The organism is Streptomyces sp. NPDC036822 (assembly GCF_055609145.1).
Genome location: NZ_JBVJPY010000005.1, coordinates 229,088 through 245,468, shown reverse-complemented (window position 1 = coordinate 245,468; position 16,381 = coordinate 229,088). Strand labels below are relative to the sequence as shown.

Sequence of the window (16,381 nt, the reverse complement as noted above, 5' to 3'; positions counted from 1 at the left end):
CGCGGGTATCCCTAGGGCCTGCTCGAAGTGGTCTGCAGCAGCATGCCTCCGCCGCCTCCACACCTCATGTCGGAACGACCGGTCGAGCCGGGCGGGGGCGTGCGAGCAGCGTCGAGAGGAGAACGCGGGGGCGCAGGAGCGCCGTGGGATGGTCGACCAGTCCTGCCACCCGCAGGAGGGCGTCTGTGGCGGCCGGGTCGCGGGTGGCTGTGTGGTGGAGGCGGGTCACGTAGGAGTTCATCAAGGGCGCGGTGAGCGTGCGGTGCCCGGTCGTGCCGGTGAATCTCCGGTCGCTTGTGGTGGAGACGAACCAGGGAGTGTCGATGATGCGCCCGACTCGGCGCATGAAGGTGACGCTGTCCGGGGTGCCGTGCGTCAGGTGCTCGTAGAGGGCCATGGTCTGCAGGGCTGCGACGGTCATGCCTTGGCTGTAGTTCGGATTGAGGCTGCATACGGCGTCGCCCAGGACGAGCAGCCGCTGGGGGAAGCGCGCCAGGCGCTCGTAGTGGCGTCGGAGGCTCGCGGGGAAGCGGAAGGTGACGGGGGCGGCGAGTGGCTGCGCGGTGCGGAGGTGGTCGTGGATCTCGGTGGCGGGCAGGGTCTTCGCGAAGGCCGTGAAGCCTTCGGGGTCGGTGGGCGGGTGGTCGCCGAGGAGGCCCGTGAGGGAGAGGATCTGCGTGCCGTGGCCGGTTCGGCCGAGGAACGCGCCCCGGTGGAACTGCGGTGAGGCGAGGCAGTTGATGAACTGAGGGCCGGCAGGAGCGTTCGGAGGGCTGCGGTAGAGGCGGGTCGTGTAGGCCAGGCCGATCGGCATGCGCTGTTCGATGGGCCGGTCGTAGCCCAGTTGCTGCAGCCATACCGGGGTCCGCGAGCCACGGCCGGTGGCGTCCACGACCAGATCGGCCTCCAGGTCGAACGACGCCGTCCCGGGGACTGTCGAGCGCAGTCGGGCGCCGGTGACCCGGGTGCTGTCCGGGGTGGCGAGGAGACCTTGGAGGTCGGTGTTCTGGACGTAGGTCACGTTGGGCCGCCGGACGACCTCGGTGCGGAGATACGCCTCCAGGACGGGTCGTGGTGCGGTCAGCGAGTGCAGCCCGGTGGAGGTGGGTGCGAAGGGGCGGCCGTTGAAATACCAGCGTTGCTCGCCGAGGTCCCCGACCGGCATGCGGGCGCGCCGCATGTGGTGCAACAGGTTCGGAAAGAGCTGCTGGAGGATCAGGCAGCCGCGGCCGTGGAGACCGTGCGCGTGCGCCGCGTGAGGGGCACCGCGTCGTGGTTTCTCCACACCGAGCACGGTGTCTCGGTCGACGACGACGACCTCGCGGTAGAACTCGGCAAGCACCCGGGCGGCGAGGGTTCCGGTGATGCTGCCTCCCAGCACGACAGCCCGGTCGCCGAGAACCCGTGCCCCTGCCGGGTGGTCCCGTGCGGTCCGCTGACCCGCGGATCGGTTGGCAGCGAGTTGTCTCACGGGGAGAGCCCGGTCAGGATGGCCGCGGCCAGGGCGGCGGTGCCGGCGTCGATGGACAGCAGAACCAGGAAGCGGGCCTTGCGGACCTCGCCCCGGTACACCCCGAAGTACAGCTGGGCGAGCTGCAACGCGATCACGGGAACGCTGAGCACCATGCAGGCGGAGTCCATGCGGGTCGTGGTGAACAACAGGACGAGCAGTGCTGCGTGCACGGCCACCAGGAGATGAAGCAGACCGGCGAACCAGCGGGGCGGCAGGATGACCGCGAGCGTACGCCGTCGCACGGCCGCGTCTCCGGCGCGGTCGGAGACATTGCCGTAGGACACCACGAGCAGCAGCCACAGGCCGAACAGACCGCTGACCAGCCACACCTCAGGGGTGAGCGTCCCGGAGGCGAACCAGTAGGGCATCAGGACGGTGACCGCGCCGGTGAGGAGGATCGTCGCCTCCAGGCCCAGAGGGCGGTAGCTCAGCTTGAGACCGCAGGAGTACTGCACTCCCGCCACCGGCGCCCCCAGGGCGAGCACGTAGGCGGGCAGAGGGACAGCGCCGGGCTGCAGGTAGGCGGCCAGGGCGAAGGCCAGCATCCCGGAGCAGAACGCGGCGGCCGCGAAGCTCTTCGCCTCGGTCACCGTGAGAGCCCCGGTGAGCAGGGGCTTGCGCACCCTGGTCACCAAGGGGCGGCCTGCGTAGTTGCGGGCGTCGTGGCCGTTGAGGAATCCGCTGACATCGTCGGCGGCCGACGCGCTCCACTGAAAGGACAGCGTGCCCGCCAGCAGACACACCAGGGAGGGCAGCATGCCTGCGGTCAGCAGGCCGTCCGCGTGGAGGAGGAGCAGGCCGAGGGCCCATCCGTAGACGTAGTGGTACACCCGCGCCTTGCCCAGCCGGAGAAAGCTGACGACTTTCGGCCGGGGGGCCGGGGACGCGGGGGCCGCCGCCGAGGGTGGGGTGGTTGTCCCGGTGAGGGAGCTCATACGGTCTGCCGGTCGTCGGCGGGGGTAGCTTCCAGGAGCTGGAACGTCACCGGAACGTCACCGGAAGAGCGCGCACTCCGGTTGCGCTCCACGAGCCGCACGCCCGACTCCGCGGCCAGCGCCTGGAGTCGGGGGGCGTCGCCGAGGCTGTTGAACCCCAGGAACATCCGGCCCCTGTCGGTGAGGCGTGCCAGGCCCTGGCGTAGGTAGCGGTCGTGACAGGTGTAGTCGCGGTCGAAGACCGCATGCTGCAAGGGGCGTGTGTAGACGAACTCGCGAGGCGCGTGGATGGCGTTGGAGTTGAAGAACACCAGGTCGAACCGGGCGTCCGGGGGCAGGGCGTCGTAGAGGTCGCTCTGCACCGCCTCCACCCGGTCCGCCACATCGTGACGCTGCGCGTTCAGGGCGGTGTTGCGCACCGCCTCGGGGGTGATGTCCACGGCCGTGACGCGCGCGCATCCCGAACGTGCCGCCATCACCGACGTCACCCCGGTCCCGCAGCCCACCTCCAGGAAGCTCCCGCCCACGGGGAAGGGCAGCCAGGTGGTGAACAGTTCGGTGGAGCCGGTATGGGCCGGAGCGAAGACGTGCGGCAGCAGATGCCAAGTCAGGCCCAGCAGTTCGAACTCCTCCGGCGTACTCGTCCGGCTGTGCCGGTCCACCAGGCAGTGGCCGACCCCGGTGCGGGCCGCGCCGAGCGGGGCAGGAACCCGTACGGAAGATGCGGGGTGGGGCAGGAAGGACATGCGTGTTCCCTGTCGGATCGGGCCTGACCCTCAGCGGCGCGCAAGACTTAGGGTCACGAGCTGGTGGGGCCGGGTCGGGTTCTGGGCATTCGAGGCCCTTGTCGGGCAGACCTCGGGCGGCTACGAATTCTTGACGGGCGGAAACGTTCCCTGCCCGTCCGTCGCCTGGACGCGAGGCTCTACCGGCTGAGGGCGCGCCGCGCGCGCGGGCGTGGGGCGCGGTCACCGCGTGCGGACACCGGCCTGCCGGAATCACCGTCGGCTCGGGTGGCGATGAGGGAAGCGCAAGGGGTGGTGTGCATGCCCCGCCAACGATCTTCGCTGCCGTGGGTTACCCCGGACCGGGATGCCGGGAGGCACAACCTGCCCGGACGTAGAAACCGGACGCGCTCGTGAAGGAGCATCACAGGTCCCGCCAGGTGGTGCACGAGAGGAGGGGCACCCGCCGTCACTCACCTACGGATGTCGCATACGAGGTGGTGCTCCGTTTCCGTCCGTTCGGGCCGGCACCCTCGAGGAGCACGGGCTCGCGGAGGGAGGACACACCATCGATCCGGGGCCGCCGCTGCCGTCTGCGGAGGCCGTCCGGTGGCCGGTCAGGGTGTGCGCTGGCCGCGGGTGCGGTTCCGGTCGCGCAGCCGTACGGTCACGAAGACCAAGAGGGCGACGGCGATCAGGACCAGGACGGCCTTGGAAAGGAACCCGACGTACCTCCCCACCACGTCCCACTGGTCCCCCAGCCAGTAACCGGTCAGGATCAGGGCCGCGTTCCAGATCAGGCTGCCGAGCGTGGTCAGCGTGACGAACAGGGGCAGGGGCATCCGCTCCACCCCGGCGGGCACGGAGATGAGGCTGCGGAAGACGGGCACCATGCGGCCGAGGAAGACCGCTTTGGTGCCGTGCTTGGCGAACCACTTCTCCGTCCGCTCCAGGTCGGTGGACTTCACCAGCGGCAGCTTGGCCCAGATGGCGCGCGTGCGTTCGCGTCCGAAGAGCATGCCGATCCAGTAGAGGGCCACCGCTCCCACGACCGAGCCGAGCGTGGTCCAGAACAGTGCGGAGACCGGCGAGAGCACGCCCTGCGCGGCGGCGAAACCGGTCAGCGGCAGGATCACCTCGCTCGGCAGGGGCGGAAAGAGGTTCTCCAGCGCGATGGCCAGGCCGGCTCCCGGGCCGCCCAGGGTGTCGATGAGATCGGCTGCCCAGCGCGCGGGCCCGTCCGCGGGCTGCTGAGCCGCCAAGGGCGTGAGGTGCATATGAGTCTCCAAGCTGGCGGGTCGGTCGGTCACCCGGGGCCGCGCCCCTGCTCTCCTCCTCGTCAGGTCGCACATCGGCCGGCGCTGGGGGCCGCCGGCCCGGGGGTGTCTTCCGTAGTACCCGCCCTGCGGCGAACCGCACCTGGGCGGTGGGGGGACGGGGCGGGAGGCGGGCCCTTGCGCGAGGGGGCGGAGAAGATCGTTCTGGCCGGGACCCTGGACGAGACCCTGGCCCTCAAGGCCGGTGGACCGGACGGTGGCTTACGGCCGCTACCGTTCCTGGCCCTGGAGCGTCTCCCCGAAGGGTGATCCCGGCCCCGGGCGGGTGATGCCATGTCGGCGGGTGGCGGCCAGGGTGGGGGGCGTCGGCCGGGTCGCGGGGTGATCACCGCTCGGCTCTGTCTAGTGAGCCGGCTCGGATTCTGCGGGGGCCGAGCCGGCCTGCCCGACGCCGAACACCACGGCGACGAGCTTCTGCGTCGTCTGCTGGAACGCCCCGCCATGGACAGGGCGGCGTCGTCGACGTAGTCGATCGCGGCGGTCAGGGTCCTGGTGCCGTCGGGCGTGCTGTACATCAGCGCGGCGTGGCCGGCCATGCCGCCGTTGTGGGTGATGACGGTGCCGCCGTCCTCGCCGACGTCCTGCACCATCACCCCCAGGCCGTAACCGGCCTTGGGTGCGGCGTGCACATCTCGGCGAGCAGCGGCGCGGGCAGGAGCTCGCCGCTCACCAGGGCGGAGACGAAGGTGTGGAGGTCCTGGGTGGTCGAGATCATGTCACCACCGGTGGCGATCCAGCCGAGCAGGCCCTTGGCGGGGGTGCCGCGGCTGCTTGGTGACAACAAGCCTGCCTCCGTGCCACCTGTCCTGCTTCGGTTCGTGGGGATACATTCCAGCGGCCGGAGGTCCGGCCGGCTCAGTACTCGATGTCGAGGTAGTCGATGTCGGTGAGGTGGACTTCGGTGAGTCCTGCGGCGCGGGCGCCGTTGTCCTGGAAGTAGACCTCTTTGAATCCCTCGGCCATGATCCCGCGCTTGTGCTGGTCGCTGAGGCCTTGTTCCTGGGCGTCGAAGAGGCGCTGGGCGTAGGTGGCGGGGAGGTTGATGGTCAGGCGGCGGAGGCGGCCGTCGTCGGTGGTGCCGATGGGGGCGGTGTAGCCGAAGCGGGCGCGGGTGGAGACCTTCAGGCCGGTGGTGGCGGCCTGTTTGCGTCGGCGTCGACGGACGCCTGGTTGCCAGCGGGCTTTGACGGCGGTCTCGATCTGGGTGGCGATGTTCTTGGGGGGTGTTTTTCGGGCGCCGCGGCGGTAGCGGTTGACGGAGTCGGGGGTGACGCCGATCTCCGCGGCGACGGCCTTGGCGGTGCCGAGCTGTCTGATCAGGTAGTTGATGCGGGCCTGGAGGGTCTTGGGAGGCTCTCGGGTGAAGTGCTCCTGGTCGGCGCGCTCCAGGGCGTCGTCGATCTCTCCGGTCATCTGGTTGAGCTCCCGTCGGAGGGCGGAGTGGGGGCGGCATCGGTGTCGGTGGGATGCGGTTCGGTGGGGCTCGGGAAGAGCTGTGGCCGGGCGTGTGGGAGGGGTGGCTTAGGGCGGGCGTTCCGGGCCGGTGTTCGGGGCGGCCCGGTGGATGGTGGCCGGGGGGTTACTCGCCTGCGTCCATGACGGCGTCGTGGCCGTCGCCCTTGATATGGCGGGCGGGGTTGTAGCCCTGTTCCATCAGGTCCACCGCCCAGGTCATGGGCTGTGCGCCTTCCAGTTTCGCCCGGCCCGGTGTGGAGCCGAGGCGGAAGGCACCCGGAATCGGCTTGCCTGACTCCGAGTAGGGGAGGAAGTCCAGCGGGCTGGGGCTCGCGGCGGGGTAGACGACGCAGTCGGAGAGAACCGCGAGCGGGTACATGCCGGTGAACCTGGCCATGTTGGCGAGCTTGCGGTGCATGTTGACCCTGGTCTTGGAGATGATCGCGTTGCGGATCCATGGAGCCCAGGTGGGGCGTTTCATGGCCGGCCACTCCTCGCCGTCCTTGTAGCCCGCGCCCTGGGGTCCTTCGAAGAGCTTGCCGATGCCGCCCTTCACCGTTGCCTTGATCGCGGTGAGGACGGCGGCCATCGCCGGGTCGACCTGCTTGTGGACCTCCATCGCTGCGAGGAAGTCCGCGTCGGTGAGGTCGGGGGTGACGCCGAGGTCGGCCAGGGTCTCGGCGTAGGCGGTCTTGAGCCGGTCGTGCCAGGGGTCGAGGTAGGCACCGGTCTCGCGGCGCAGGTACGCCTCCAGGATCTCGACGTTGTAGCCGAGTTCCTGGGCGTAGGCGACGGTGTGCGTCTGGTACCAGGCCGGTCCTGTGGGGCGCCGGCCGGTGGGCGTGAAGGGGCTGGGCAGGCGGGGGTCGAGGTCGATGTGGGAGAGGTCGACGAGCCAGGAGCCGGTGACCTTGGGGTAGAAATCCGGGCGTACGAAGTGGTCGGGTTCGCCAAGGCCGACCATCAGGCGGGCGGTGGAGGCGAGGAAGGCTGTGTTGAGGTCGAGACCGACCGCGTACGGCAGCGCTGCCTCCTCGCCGGTGAGCAGGTCGATGTCGCGGACCCACTGGTACGCCTCTTCGTTGACGAAGCCGCCCGTCCAGCCGGATGTGACGACGACAGGGTGTTCCGGGCGGGCTTCCGGCGGCGCCGGCGACAGCGGCACGGTTCCGAGGCTTCCGGCGTGGTGACCGCGGGTCCAGTTGCCGGTCTCCTCGTCGCGTACCGGGCGGGTCGGTGGGCGTAGTGCGGTCATCAGTTCCAGGCCGGAGACGGCTGTGGATCCGCGGGGGGTGATGACGCGCTGTGCGTAGATGCCGAGGACGCGGGCGATGCCGGCCGGGTCCATTTCTGCTTCGTTGACGCCGGGCCAGGAGCGGGAGTCCAGGGCGTCCCAGGGCAGGATCGCGAGCTGGACGCACTGGCGGTCGCGTCCCTGGGCCTTGCGGTAGATGCGGGGCCAGGGGCCGAAGCCGCGTTGGGTGAGCTGCCACTTGGCCTTGGTCACCTGTGTGACGACCGGGTGGTCATCGGGCAGGCGCAGACTGCGGCGGTCCTCAAGGCGTTCGGGCAGGCCGAACTTCGCGGCTGCGGTCGCCGTCAGGACGACGAGGGGGTCGGAGTCCGTGCCGTAGCGGTGGAGCTTCGGTGCCCCGAGACCGGACGTGGTGAGGGTCCACTCGACCAGTTCCACGATGGTGGTGGCCGGACAGTCCAGTGTGATCCCGCCGATGCCGTACGCGTTGCCGTCGCCGTCCAGGACGGCGAGCGGTCCGCTGGGGAAGCGGGGGTCGACTGCGGGCGTGGCGGCCTTGTTCGCCGTCGGCAGCCGCGAGGGCGCGAAGCGGCTGGCCGGACGCCCGGACTCGACCGGACGCTCGGGTGCGCTCGCCGGGGTGGGAAACGGCAGCGGTGTGACAGGCTCCGCTTGCGAGGCCGGGGTGACCGGTGCGGCCGGTGCGGTGAACGCGGCCGGCGGCTGCGGCGCGGGGACAGGGGCCGGCACGGCGGTCGGTGTTCCGTGCGCGGGGTGCTTTGCCGCCCAGCCGTTCAGGATCCGCTGGTACGCCTCCAGGCGCGGCGTGCGCGGTTCGCTTCTGCCGTTCTCCCAGTTCTTGATCGTCTGCGTCGTGGTCTTCAGCGCGACCGCGAGCCGGGCCTGCGTGATACCAGCGGCCTCACGCAGACGAGCACGCTCCGCCGGGGACGGAAGCTGCGGCACCTCCGCCAGCAACTCATCAGCGGCGGCGAGCAGTTCTTCCTCACTAAGGCCCATGTCACAGAGACTAGCAGCATTTAACCTCGCTTTTAACCCGGTTGCTTAACCGTGTCGAGTGACCTTCGCGGTCAACGACTGAAGGCCCGGAAGCCGCCGTCTGGTGTGCCGTCCGTGCCCCGAGGCCCGCGGTCCTCGCTAGGGCCGACAGAGGGGTGGGGCCGATCCGTCGGCCCACGACAGACCGCTCGGAAACGGCGGGCCGTCCTATGCCCGGGGCATCACCTTCCGCTGAAAGCCCTTCATTGCCCGCACCTTTGGTGTCTAGTGGAAGTCGTCCGTGATCACCACTCGGCCGTGGGGGCTTGTCGCCGGGCCGGGGGTACGTCGAGAACCAAGGGAGCAGGTACTGATGGTCAGTGTGGAAACGTCGTTGAAGGAGGCGATGGCCTCCATCGAGGGGAGCGTGGGGGTCGCGCTGGTCGACTACACGAGTGGCATGGCGCTCGGCGCGCTGGGCGGGAGCAAGGATCTCGACCTGGCAGTGGCGGCGGCCGGCAACACCGACGTCGTCCGGGCGAAGCTCCGGACCATGGAGATGCTGGGCATCGAGGACGGCATCGAGGACATGCTGATCACCCTCGACAGCCAGTACCACCTCATCCGGCTGATCAAGGGGCGGGGCGGCAACGGCCTGTTCCTGTACATGGTCCTGGACAAGGGCAGAGCGAATCTGGCCATGGCCCGGCACCAGCTGAGGCGGATCGAGGCGGATCTGGAGCTGTAACCGTCTTCCTGTCGCCCGGCTTCGTATGCCCTCGACTTGAAGGAATCTTCAAGTCGACACATCTGAAAGTGATCAGTCGACGATGGGCCGGAGCCGGGACGCGGGAGAATGGGTCCGTAAGCAGAGGTCAGGGCAGTCGGGGAGAGTCGTCGCATGCAGGTGCCGCTGTACCAGGCCAAGGCGGAGTTCTTCCGTATGCTCGGGCATCCGGTGCGGATCCGCGTCCTGGAACTGCTCCAGCACGGCCCGCTTCCCGTGCGCGAGCTGCTCAAGGACATCGACATCGAGCCGTCCAACCTCAGCCAGCAACTGGCGGTCCTGCGCCGTTCGGGAATCGTGGTCTCGGTCCGCGACGGCGCCACGGTCAGCTACGCGCTGGCGGGGGGCGACGTCGCCGACCTCCTCAAGGCCGCACGCCGGATCCTTACGGAACTGCTGGTCGGGCAGAGCGAGCTCTTGGCGGAACTCCGGCACGCCGACACGCCGACAGCCTCGCCTTCGCAGCGCGGTTCGTGAGACGGCGCGCACACCCTTGGCGCGGGGTCCCCATCTCGTAAAGGGACGCGGAGTGCGCGGCATCACGGTGATGGCGGTGCGCAGCAGTCCGTACGGCAAGTCGGGGAAGTACGAGTACACGGATGCGATTGGCACGACCCACGGTTACTACCGGGACGCGTCCGCGAGCCGGATCGAGATCAGCTACCACCCGGACGACCCCGGCCAGCCGGTCGGTGTCCATCCCCCCTCCACGCGTGTGCTGGCCACCATCGGGACCTTGCTGCTGTGGGCCGTCGCGGCGGGTCTCATCTTCGTGGAAATGATGGCCGCCACCGAGTGACCATCACACCGCGGAAGGCGGGACGTCGTGGACGAGGCGTCGGGATGGTGCGGTCGACCGGCTTCCATGGGCGTCCCCACGACGGTCGCCTCAGTCCCCGGAGCTGAGACCTGACCACCGCGCCCCTGTCACAGCCGCCCTCGCCTGCGTGCTCGACCTTCCCACGCCGGCCGCACCGCCGGAGCGTGTCGTGGCGGGCGTCGGGTGCCGCTCGTCGGCTGGGTGTCACCCGGTCACCCGGATACGTGGAAGCCGGCCTCTGAGTGGGACCGGCTCCGCGCACCCCCGCTGCAGGCTGCCAGGCGGTGGGTGCTGGTGTGGGTGGACCGCGGGTGGGTGAGGATCTCGGCGGACGTCGGGCAGGACGCATCCGGCTCGGCCCCGGCGTCGGCATTCCACCGCCCGGGCCGTGTTGGTGTGGTCGTACGGCGCTCGTGTGCTGCCAGCGTGCCGGGCGGCCGTGCCCACGCCCGCGGGTGTGGGTCTACGCCGCCAGTGTCGCGTCCTGTTGGGAGACGCCCGCGCGGCCGGTGTACTGGTCAAGCAATGCGTCCGCCGCGAGCAGAGCGCGCTCGATGGTGCGTTCCCCTGTCATCACGCACAAGGTGTACGTGGTGTCTTCGAGGGCCCTGCTGGTGGCCCCGGTGGGGCGCACGTCGTGTTCGATGCGCGCGTGGGCGAACCGGGCCAACACCTCGCGCAGCTCCTTCTCCGCCGGAAGGATCATGGTCGTACCACCTCTCCCCTCACAGCCCTCTCGCGGTACGGTCCGCCCGTACCGCGAGGTTGCGGCTGTCTCCCCTGGCATCCGGACGCCAGGGTTCACGCCCCGGCAGCGTCAAGCAGAACCTCGAATGCCCCGCATCGAAAGACCTATGCCTCAGCGTTCACGCCCGTCGGCCTGCTTCTCTCGCGTCTCACAGAGCGGCGGCCACGGCCGGTCACCGCGCAGCGCGGTCCTTCCTTCAGCCGTCGGCACACGCCGAACGGCCCGCACCGTGTCCGGTGCGGGCCGTTCAACCACCCACGGGCCCGCCGGAGGGGGGAAGTCCGGCAGGACCCTGCATTTCCCGAGCGGTCCCATTCGCTCAGCACCCGTCTGCCCCCGTTCCCGTCGCCCACACCTTCCGATCGGTGGAGCGAGGGACGGGGTCCGGCTGTTGCCGCTTTCGTACGTGTCCGTCTTTCAGCGGGCGGCGACCAGTGCCTCGTACATGGGGGAAGTTCCGTCGCTGACGAAGACCCGGATCGCGGCCAGGTACTCGTCCCGGTCGACACGGCCGTCGCCGTCGGTGTCCAGTGCGTCGAACGCCGTCGCGGCGTCGTCGGCCGGGTTGCCCAGGACCTCGCGCAGCCGTGCGAATTCCGCCCGGTTCAGGGTGCCGTCACCATCGGTGTCGGCGAGGTCGAACAAGGAGCCAAGCGCCTCATGGCAGACGTCGTCGAAGGTCTGGGCGCCGGCCCAGGCGGCATACTCCGCGAGCGTCACCTTCCCGTCGCCGTCGGCGTCCATGGCGGAGTAGACACGCTCGTGCAGCGAGCGCGCGGTAGAGACCAGGGGGTCGTGCGCGTCACGGCCGAGTCCCGCTGCCGCACGGACCGGGCGGGCGAGGTACTCCTCGCGGGAGATCACTCCGTCGCCGTCCACGTCGAGCATGCGGAAGATGCGCTCCCGCGCCACCATGATGTCCACCAAGGCTCCTTGCAGGTTCTTCCGACTGGAACGGACACCAGTCACGCCCCCATTCCAGCCCGTTGCCGCCCGTCGGAGCACCGCCGCCCGGGTGAAGCGGTAGCGGTGTGGAGCCGGCTGCGGCGCAGGCCTTGGTCGAGGGGATGCGGTGGGCGGCGAAGGGCATGAGGGTTCTCCCTGTGGGTGACCCGGCTGGGTGGCGGCCGTAACCTCGGCCGCACGAGCGTTTCCTGCCGCTCGTGGTGATCTTCGGGGGCCTGGCCGCGGTCCTGGTCTTCCTCAGCCGGCTGGCCGGTCACGTCCGGCGCCGGAGCACCGGGCACGGGCGTCGCCGCGGCGCCGGCGTCGTGGGAGGAGGCGTACCGGGAGGTGTCTGCCCCCTTCACACGCACGAGGATGTGCCCGTCCCGGTCGGCTGCCGCCGGGGCCTTCCTGCCTTGGGCTCATGTGCCGGCGGAGCTCCGGTGCGTCACCAGCCCTTTTCGAGCCCGGTGAGAAAGGATCTTCGGGACGGAAACGGGCTGTGAGGTGGATGCGGTGACCGGCGCACGGATCGACCTCCGCGGGAACGGGGGCGGGCACGCACGCCCGGTCAGGCTGATGCTCGTGGTGGGGCTTTCGCTGGGGATCCTGGCGCCGACGCTGCACAACTTCACCCTGGCGGGGGCGGGTGGCGACCTCTCGATGGGGGACAGTGCGCGGGTCCTGTCCCAGGTGCTGGTGGTATGTGCGTCGCTGGCCGGGTTGTTCGTGGCCGGCCGGGCGGTCGATGTGTACGGAACACGGCGTGTGGTTCTGGGGTCGCTGGTCGGGTCGTGCGTCGGCGGGGCTGTCATCGTCTCGGCACCGAACGCGTGGGCGTACGGTGCGGGTCTGGTCGTGGAGAGCGCCTCGATCATGGGGGCGGTGGCCGGGTATGTGGCGTCGGTGCCGGTGCTGCACCTGACGGGGCGTCTGAGCCGCGCGGTGGGGGCGGCGTTCGCCGTGCTCGCCGTGGCTCTCACGATGGGGGTGCTGCTGGCGCTGGTCGCCGAGAGGGTCGGGGGCTGGCGGGCGGTGGAGGCCGTACCTCTGGCACTCTGCCTGTGTCTGCTACCGGCCGCCGTCCGCCTGCTGCCCGTGACGGCGCTACCGGCCGGCTCTTCGCCGGCGCCTCCGGCCTTCGGCGTCGGGTGCGTGGTGACCGTCCTGCTGGGCGGGCTTTTGCAGGCGATCCCGTTGCGCGACTGGCTGGACGCCACGGTGGTCGCGCTGCTGGCGGTGGCGCTGGCCGTGCTGACGGTGGCCTGCCTGCCGGCCTGGCCGTCGTGGCGCCGCCGCGGGCGCGGGCGTGAGGCGGACGAGCGGGGGGCGTGGAAGCCGCGCGTGGTGGTGGGCGCCGCTGTCATGGCAGGGGGTGTGTGGGGGTTCGGGCAGTCGGCGACGGCGACGGTGCTGCTGGTTCTGCTCACCGAGCCGAGCGGTACGCCGGAGGAGAGCATGGTGGCGTGGATGGGCTTCGGTGCGGGTTTCGTCGCCGCCGGCCTCTACGCCATGCGCCGTGCGGTGGCCGCGCGTGCCGCCTCCTCACTGGGCCTGACCCTGGCGGCCGTCTGTACCGCTCTGTTGCCGGTCCTGCCCTACGAGCGCGGCCTTCTGGCCACCGTCCTGGCGGTCCTGGCCGCCGCCGGGATCGGCTTCGGCATCATCCTGGCGCAGGTGCCCTGGACCACGCGCCTCCTGGTCGCTCTGCCCGTACGGGGGCGGGGGACGGTGGCGACGGCCTATCCCGCGGCGGTGGTACTGGGTGGTGCGGCGGTCAGCGGCATCCCCTACGGGTCGGTGATCCCGCAGGCGACGCGTGCGGTCACCGGCGAGGGGCTGCTGTGGATCACCGTGGCCGTGCTGGCGCTGGCCGCGGTCGTGCTGGGCCGCTCGGCGGTGGCCATCGCGGTCGCGGGCGCCGCGCTGGCCCAGTACCTGCTGGTGACCGCCGTCAGTGACGACCACTACGCGCGGCGTCCGCTGTCGATGACGGCGTTCGTCGTCACCGGGGTCATCGTCGGACTGGCCGTGTGGGCGCGGAGCCGGCAGACCGAACGCCTGGCCCGCACCCGGGCCGGTGCGACCGCGCTGCAGCAGGCGGTGCTGCGGCCCCTGCCCGCCAGTGCCGGAGATCTGACCCTGCGCGCTCTGTACCGGCCCGCGACCGCCGATGTCGGCGTCGGCGGGGACTTCTACGATGTCGCGCACACCCCTTTCGGGACCCGTGTCCTGATCGGTGACGTGCGAGGCAAGGGGTTCCAGGCGGTGGAGACCGTCGCCGACGTCCTGGGCTGTTTCCGCACCCAGGCGCACGAGACGGCCGAACTCACCGAGCTGGTCGCACGGCTCGACCGTCACCTGGCACGTGCCGCCCTGGCCCGCCGGGACGGTGAACTGTTCGCCACCGCGCTGCTGCTGGAACACCCCGAGGGCGCCGACCGTCTGAGCGCCGTCAACTGCGGTCATCCGTTTCCCGTGTTGATCGGGCCCGGTCATCGGGTCCGGGAGGTGGAGGTACCGGCCCTGCTCCCCCTGGGATGCGGTCTCCTGGCCCCGGACACCCTGCCCGTCCCCACGCAGGTGGAGTTGCCCCGCGACACGGCGTTGCTCCTGTACACGGACGGCCTCAGCGAGGCCCGCGACGCCTCCGGCACCTTCTACCCGTTCACCGAGCGCCTGAGCGGCCTTCCGGCCGGGGACCTCGGTGTGCTGCTGGCGCGCCTGATGGACGACCTGAGGCGGTGGACCCACCGGCTCTGCGACGACGTCGCCCTCATCGCCCTCGCCCGAACCTGCCCCTCGCGGTCCGCGCCATCCGCGGCGGGCGGGGAGACGGGGGCCGGTTCGCGGCCCGTCTGAGGGTGGCTCGGTCGGCGGGGCGTACTTGGCGCCCCGCCCCGCCCCGCAGAGTGGCTGTCGAGCCGGCTGCGTACCGCCGTGGCTTCGTGACGCCGCACCGCGGTGGCGCTTTGCCGGCTCGGCCGGCCCGTCCATCGTGCCTCCGTGGTGCGAAGACAGGGGATCCGTGGTGGCCGCGGCGCGGATCTCATCGTTTCCGACAGGGGCCCCCGCCCGGCCGGTCTCGGTACGTTCGCGCCATCCGTGCGTGGGCAGATGGGGGTCGGCGTGAGAGCTGTGTCATGTGTGCTGGTGGCGGCGGTCCTGTGGGGCACCGTGGGGCCGGCGCAGATCTGGGCCGGAACCGGGGCGCATCCGGTGTCGCTCGGCTCCCGGAGGCCCTCGTCCTGTACCGAACGCTGCGGGAGGGGGCACCGGCGCGCCGTGTGGCTCCCTTGTGGCGCCTGGCGGAGGGCTGAACAGGTGGGCACCAGGGTTGACTTGCACCGACCGGGTCCGAGGTGGTCGCCCAAGGAGGGGTGTCCGGGTCCGCCTGCGAGAACGGCACCTGGACCGCGACCGTCTCGACCCGGAGGACTGACGGCTCGTGCGGGGGCCAGGTCTGTATGGACCGTGTCGGGGACGCTGAGCGGTTCGATGAACCCGAGCCCACGCATCCAGAAGTCCCGCGACGCCGCCAGATCGCTCGTGGAGCTCCTCCCGAACGCGGACATTCCATAGATGCCAACGGAACGGCCGGCGTTCGCAGGGGGCGCGCGGAGGAGGCCGGCGTGGTGAGGGACCACAGAGCACGAACGAGTTGCGTCTGAGCTGCGGTAACGCGGGTATGCGCGTCGAGAACCGCCGCCCTTTCGATGGATGGAGTGTGAGGGCTTACGGCCCCCTGCCCCTGCCACCCGAGGAGATGCCCTCCATGAGCCCCACCCCGACCCCGACCCCGTCCCTGCCTTGCCGGTCGGTGCGCGCAGCCGACCGTGTCTCCGTCGTTCTCCCGCATTCGGCGCTCGATGCGATGCTGGACGCCGCCTATGAGACGCACCGCCGTTTCCGGCATGGGGCTTTCGCGGAGCCGTGCCCGACCTGCCATGTCCCGGCGGGCGAGCTCTGCCTGGCTCGTCGGAGTGTGCATGCCTCCCGCCGGCTGGCGCACCGGCTGCGGGTCGCACAGGCCGAGCCGGGTCCTCGTACCACAGCGGAGGCCGGCTGAGCGCATGCCGTGGGGCGTCGGGGCGGTCGTGGAGCTGTGCCGGCTCACCGCCCGTCGCGGTATGGCCGTCCCGGGGCGCCTGATCGAGACGAGGGCGGCCACCTGGCGAAGCCGGGACGGCCGCCCTCCTCGCAGAACCAGGCGTGCGCCGTACAGGGCGCTCACGGGGCACTGGTGCGGCAGAAGCGGAGGCTGCCGGAGCGGGCACCCGTCGCCGGCGGCGACCTGCGGCTTCGCTGGGTCGTGAGGCAGGGTCTGTTCAGGTGCCGACGGCGGTGACGCCGAACATCAGGGTTCGACGGCTGACGTCGTAATGCACGGTCGGTGTGCTGCGCAGGAGGTCCTGGAGCACGTCGGCGTCGTCGGCGTCGACGGTGAGCACCTCTTCCCAGGCGCCTTCGTCCAGAACGAGCTGCAGGGTGAGGGTGCCTCGCGCGGCGGGCTCACCGGCAACCCAGCTGAACTGGTAGTGGCTGAGCTGGCGCACCTTGATGCTGTCGTCGGTGACGGGCTGCGTCACCTTGGTCGTCGTAGCTCTGGGCATGGAGTCTCTCCTGGGGGGATGGCGGTTGGGGGCGGCCCACGGTCGGCGTACAGGAAGAGGCACCCCTGCTGCCGCGGGCCACTGCACCCAGACTCGGGAAGCTCGCGGGTACCCGCCAGGCCAGGCGCCCACTTGGCCGAACCCCGCCCTACAGGGCTGCTGCCGTCTCAAGACGCTTGGCCGTGGGAGCCACGGGGAGAGCTTCCTCGGATGGCGGACCATGCGACCGGCCCCGCCGCCTCTAGGATC

Annotated in this window: 14 protein-coding genes; 4 read left to right on the top strand and 10 right to left on the bottom strand. The window is 70.8% G+C overall.

The window, feature by feature from the left end; genetic code table 11:
• Nucleotides 1–64: 64 nt before the first annotated feature.
• The 7 genes from ACZ68P_RS14345 to tap form a co-directional block, all read right to left on the bottom strand.
• Entirely contained in the window at nt 65–1,381 is a 1,317-nt protein-coding gene (locus ACZ68P_RS14345; RefSeq protein ID WP_471005868.1) for an NAD(P)/FAD-dependent oxidoreductase, read from the bottom strand.
• Between the two features lie 86 nt (nt 1,382–1,467).
• Entirely contained in the window at nt 1,468–2,448 is a 981-nt protein-coding gene (locus tag ACZ68P_RS14340) for a prenyltransferase (protein ID WP_471005865.1), read from the bottom strand.
• A complete protein-coding gene (locus ACZ68P_RS14335; RefSeq protein ID WP_471005863.1) occupies nt 2,445–3,194 on the bottom strand; it encodes a methyltransferase domain-containing protein in 750 nt (249 codons plus the stop codon). The genes ACZ68P_RS14340 and ACZ68P_RS14335 overlap by 4 nt, the downstream gene beginning before the upstream one ends.
• A 596-nt stretch (nt 3,195–3,790) precedes the next feature.
• Entirely contained in the window at nt 3,791–4,450 is a 660-nt protein-coding gene (locus ACZ68P_RS14330; RefSeq protein ID WP_471005861.1) for a DedA family protein, read from the bottom strand.
• Nucleotides 4,451–5,099: 649 nt separating this feature from the next.
• On the bottom strand, nt 5,100–5,294 hold the full coding sequence (locus ACZ68P_RS14325) for a hypothetical protein (RefSeq protein WP_471005859.1): 195 nt from the start codon (nt 5,292–5,294) through the stop codon (nt 5,100–5,102).
• A 71-nt stretch (nt 5,295–5,365) separates the two neighbouring features.
• Nucleotides 5,366–5,923, bottom strand: a complete 558-nt coding sequence (gene tpg / locus ACZ68P_RS14320) for a telomere-protecting terminal protein Tpg (RefSeq protein ID WP_471005858.1) — start codon at nt 5,921–5,923, stop codon at nt 5,366–5,368.
• A gap of 166 nt (nt 5,924–6,089) precedes the next feature.
• Nucleotides 6,090–8,240, bottom strand: coding sequence for a telomere-associated protein Tap (gene tap / locus ACZ68P_RS14315; RefSeq protein ID WP_471005856.1), 2,151 nt, complete (start codon nt 8,238–8,240; stop codon nt 6,090–6,092).
• 352 nt (nt 8,241–8,592) lie between these two features.
• Between tap and ACZ68P_RS14310 the strand changes: the two genes are divergently transcribed.
• The 3 genes from ACZ68P_RS14310 (at nt 8,593) to ACZ68P_RS14300 (ending at nt 9,805) form a co-directional block, all read left to right on the top strand.
• A complete protein-coding gene (locus tag ACZ68P_RS14310) occupies nt 8,593–8,967 on the top strand; it encodes a hypothetical protein (RefSeq protein ID WP_365721704.1) in 375 nt (124 codons plus the stop codon).
• A 153-nt stretch (nt 8,968–9,120) separates the two neighbouring features.
• Nucleotides 9,121–9,483, top strand: a complete 363-nt coding sequence (locus ACZ68P_RS14305) for an ArsR/SmtB family transcription factor (protein ID WP_471005855.1) — start codon at nt 9,121–9,123, stop codon at nt 9,481–9,483.
• Nucleotides 9,484–9,535: 52 nt separating this feature from the next.
• Entirely contained in the window at nt 9,536–9,805 is a 270-nt protein-coding gene (locus tag ACZ68P_RS14300) for a hypothetical protein (protein WP_471005853.1), read from the top strand.
• 484 nt (nt 9,806–10,289) lie between these two features.
• On the opposite strand, the gene ACZ68P_RS14295 is transcribed toward ACZ68P_RS14300, so the two are convergent.
• A complete protein-coding gene (locus ACZ68P_RS14295; RefSeq protein ID WP_471005851.1) occupies nt 10,290–10,532 on the bottom strand; it encodes a DUF5133 domain-containing protein in 243 nt (80 codons plus the stop codon).
• 459 nt (nt 10,533–10,991) lie between these two features.
• Nucleotides 10,992–11,489 carry an EF-hand domain-containing protein gene (locus tag ACZ68P_RS14290; RefSeq protein WP_471006376.1) on the bottom strand — a complete coding sequence of 166 codons (498 nt, stop codon included), beginning with the start codon at nt 11,487–11,489 and terminating at the stop codon, nt 10,992–10,994.
• Nucleotides 11,490–12,035: 546 nt separating this feature from the next.
• Here ACZ68P_RS14290 and ACZ68P_RS14285 point away from each other — a divergent pair.
• Nucleotides 12,036–14,381 carry a SpoIIE family protein phosphatase gene (locus tag ACZ68P_RS14285; RefSeq protein ID WP_471005850.1) on the top strand — a complete coding sequence of 782 codons (2,346 nt, stop codon included), beginning with the start codon at nt 12,036–12,038 and terminating at the stop codon, nt 14,379–14,381.
• A gap of 1,466 nt (nt 14,382–15,847) precedes the next feature.
• Here ACZ68P_RS14285 and ACZ68P_RS14280 read toward each other — a convergent pair.
• Nucleotides 15,848–16,132 (bottom strand): hypothetical protein, encoded by a 285-nt coding sequence (locus tag ACZ68P_RS14280; RefSeq protein WP_471005849.1) that lies wholly within the window; start codon nt 16,130–16,132, stop codon nt 15,848–15,850.
• Nucleotides 16,133–16,381 lie beyond the last annotated feature (249 nt).

Coding starts and splice junctions, on each gene's coding strand:
- ACZ68P_RS14340 (WP_471005865.1), bottom strand. CDS start 2,448: ATGAGCTCCCTCACCGGGACAACCACCCCACCCTCGGCGGCGGCCCCC.
- ACZ68P_RS14335 (WP_471005863.1), bottom strand. CDS start 3,194: ATGTCCTTCCTGCCCCACCCCGCATCTTCCGTACGGGTTCCTGCCCCG.
- ACZ68P_RS14330 (WP_471005861.1), bottom strand. CDS start 4,450: ATGCACCTCACGCCCTTGGCGGCTCAGCAGCCCGCGGACGGGCCCGCG.
- tpg (WP_471005858.1), bottom strand. CDS start 5,923: ATGACCGGAGAGATCGACGACGCCCTGGAGCGCGCCGACCAGGAGCAC.
- tap (WP_471005856.1), bottom strand. CDS start 8,240: ATGGGCCTTAGTGAGGAAGAACTGCTCGCCGCCGCTGATGAGTTGCTG.
- ACZ68P_RS14310 (WP_365721704.1), top strand. CDS start 8,593: ATGGTCAGTGTGGAAACGTCGTTGAAGGAGGCGATGGCCTCCATCGAG.
- ACZ68P_RS14305 (WP_471005855.1), top strand. CDS start 9,121: ATGCAGGTGCCGCTGTACCAGGCCAAGGCGGAGTTCTTCCGTATGCTC.
- ACZ68P_RS14295 (WP_471005851.1), bottom strand. CDS start 10,532: ATGATCCTTCCGGCGGAGAAGGAGCTGCGCGAGGTGTTGGCCCGGTTC.
- ACZ68P_RS14290 (WP_471006376.1), bottom strand. CDS start 11,489: ATGGTGGCGCGGGAGCGCATCTTCCGCATGCTCGACGTGGACGGCGAC.
- ACZ68P_RS14280 (WP_471005849.1), bottom strand. CDS start 16,132: ATGCCCAGAGCTACGACGACCAAGGTGACGCAGCCCGTCACCGACGAC.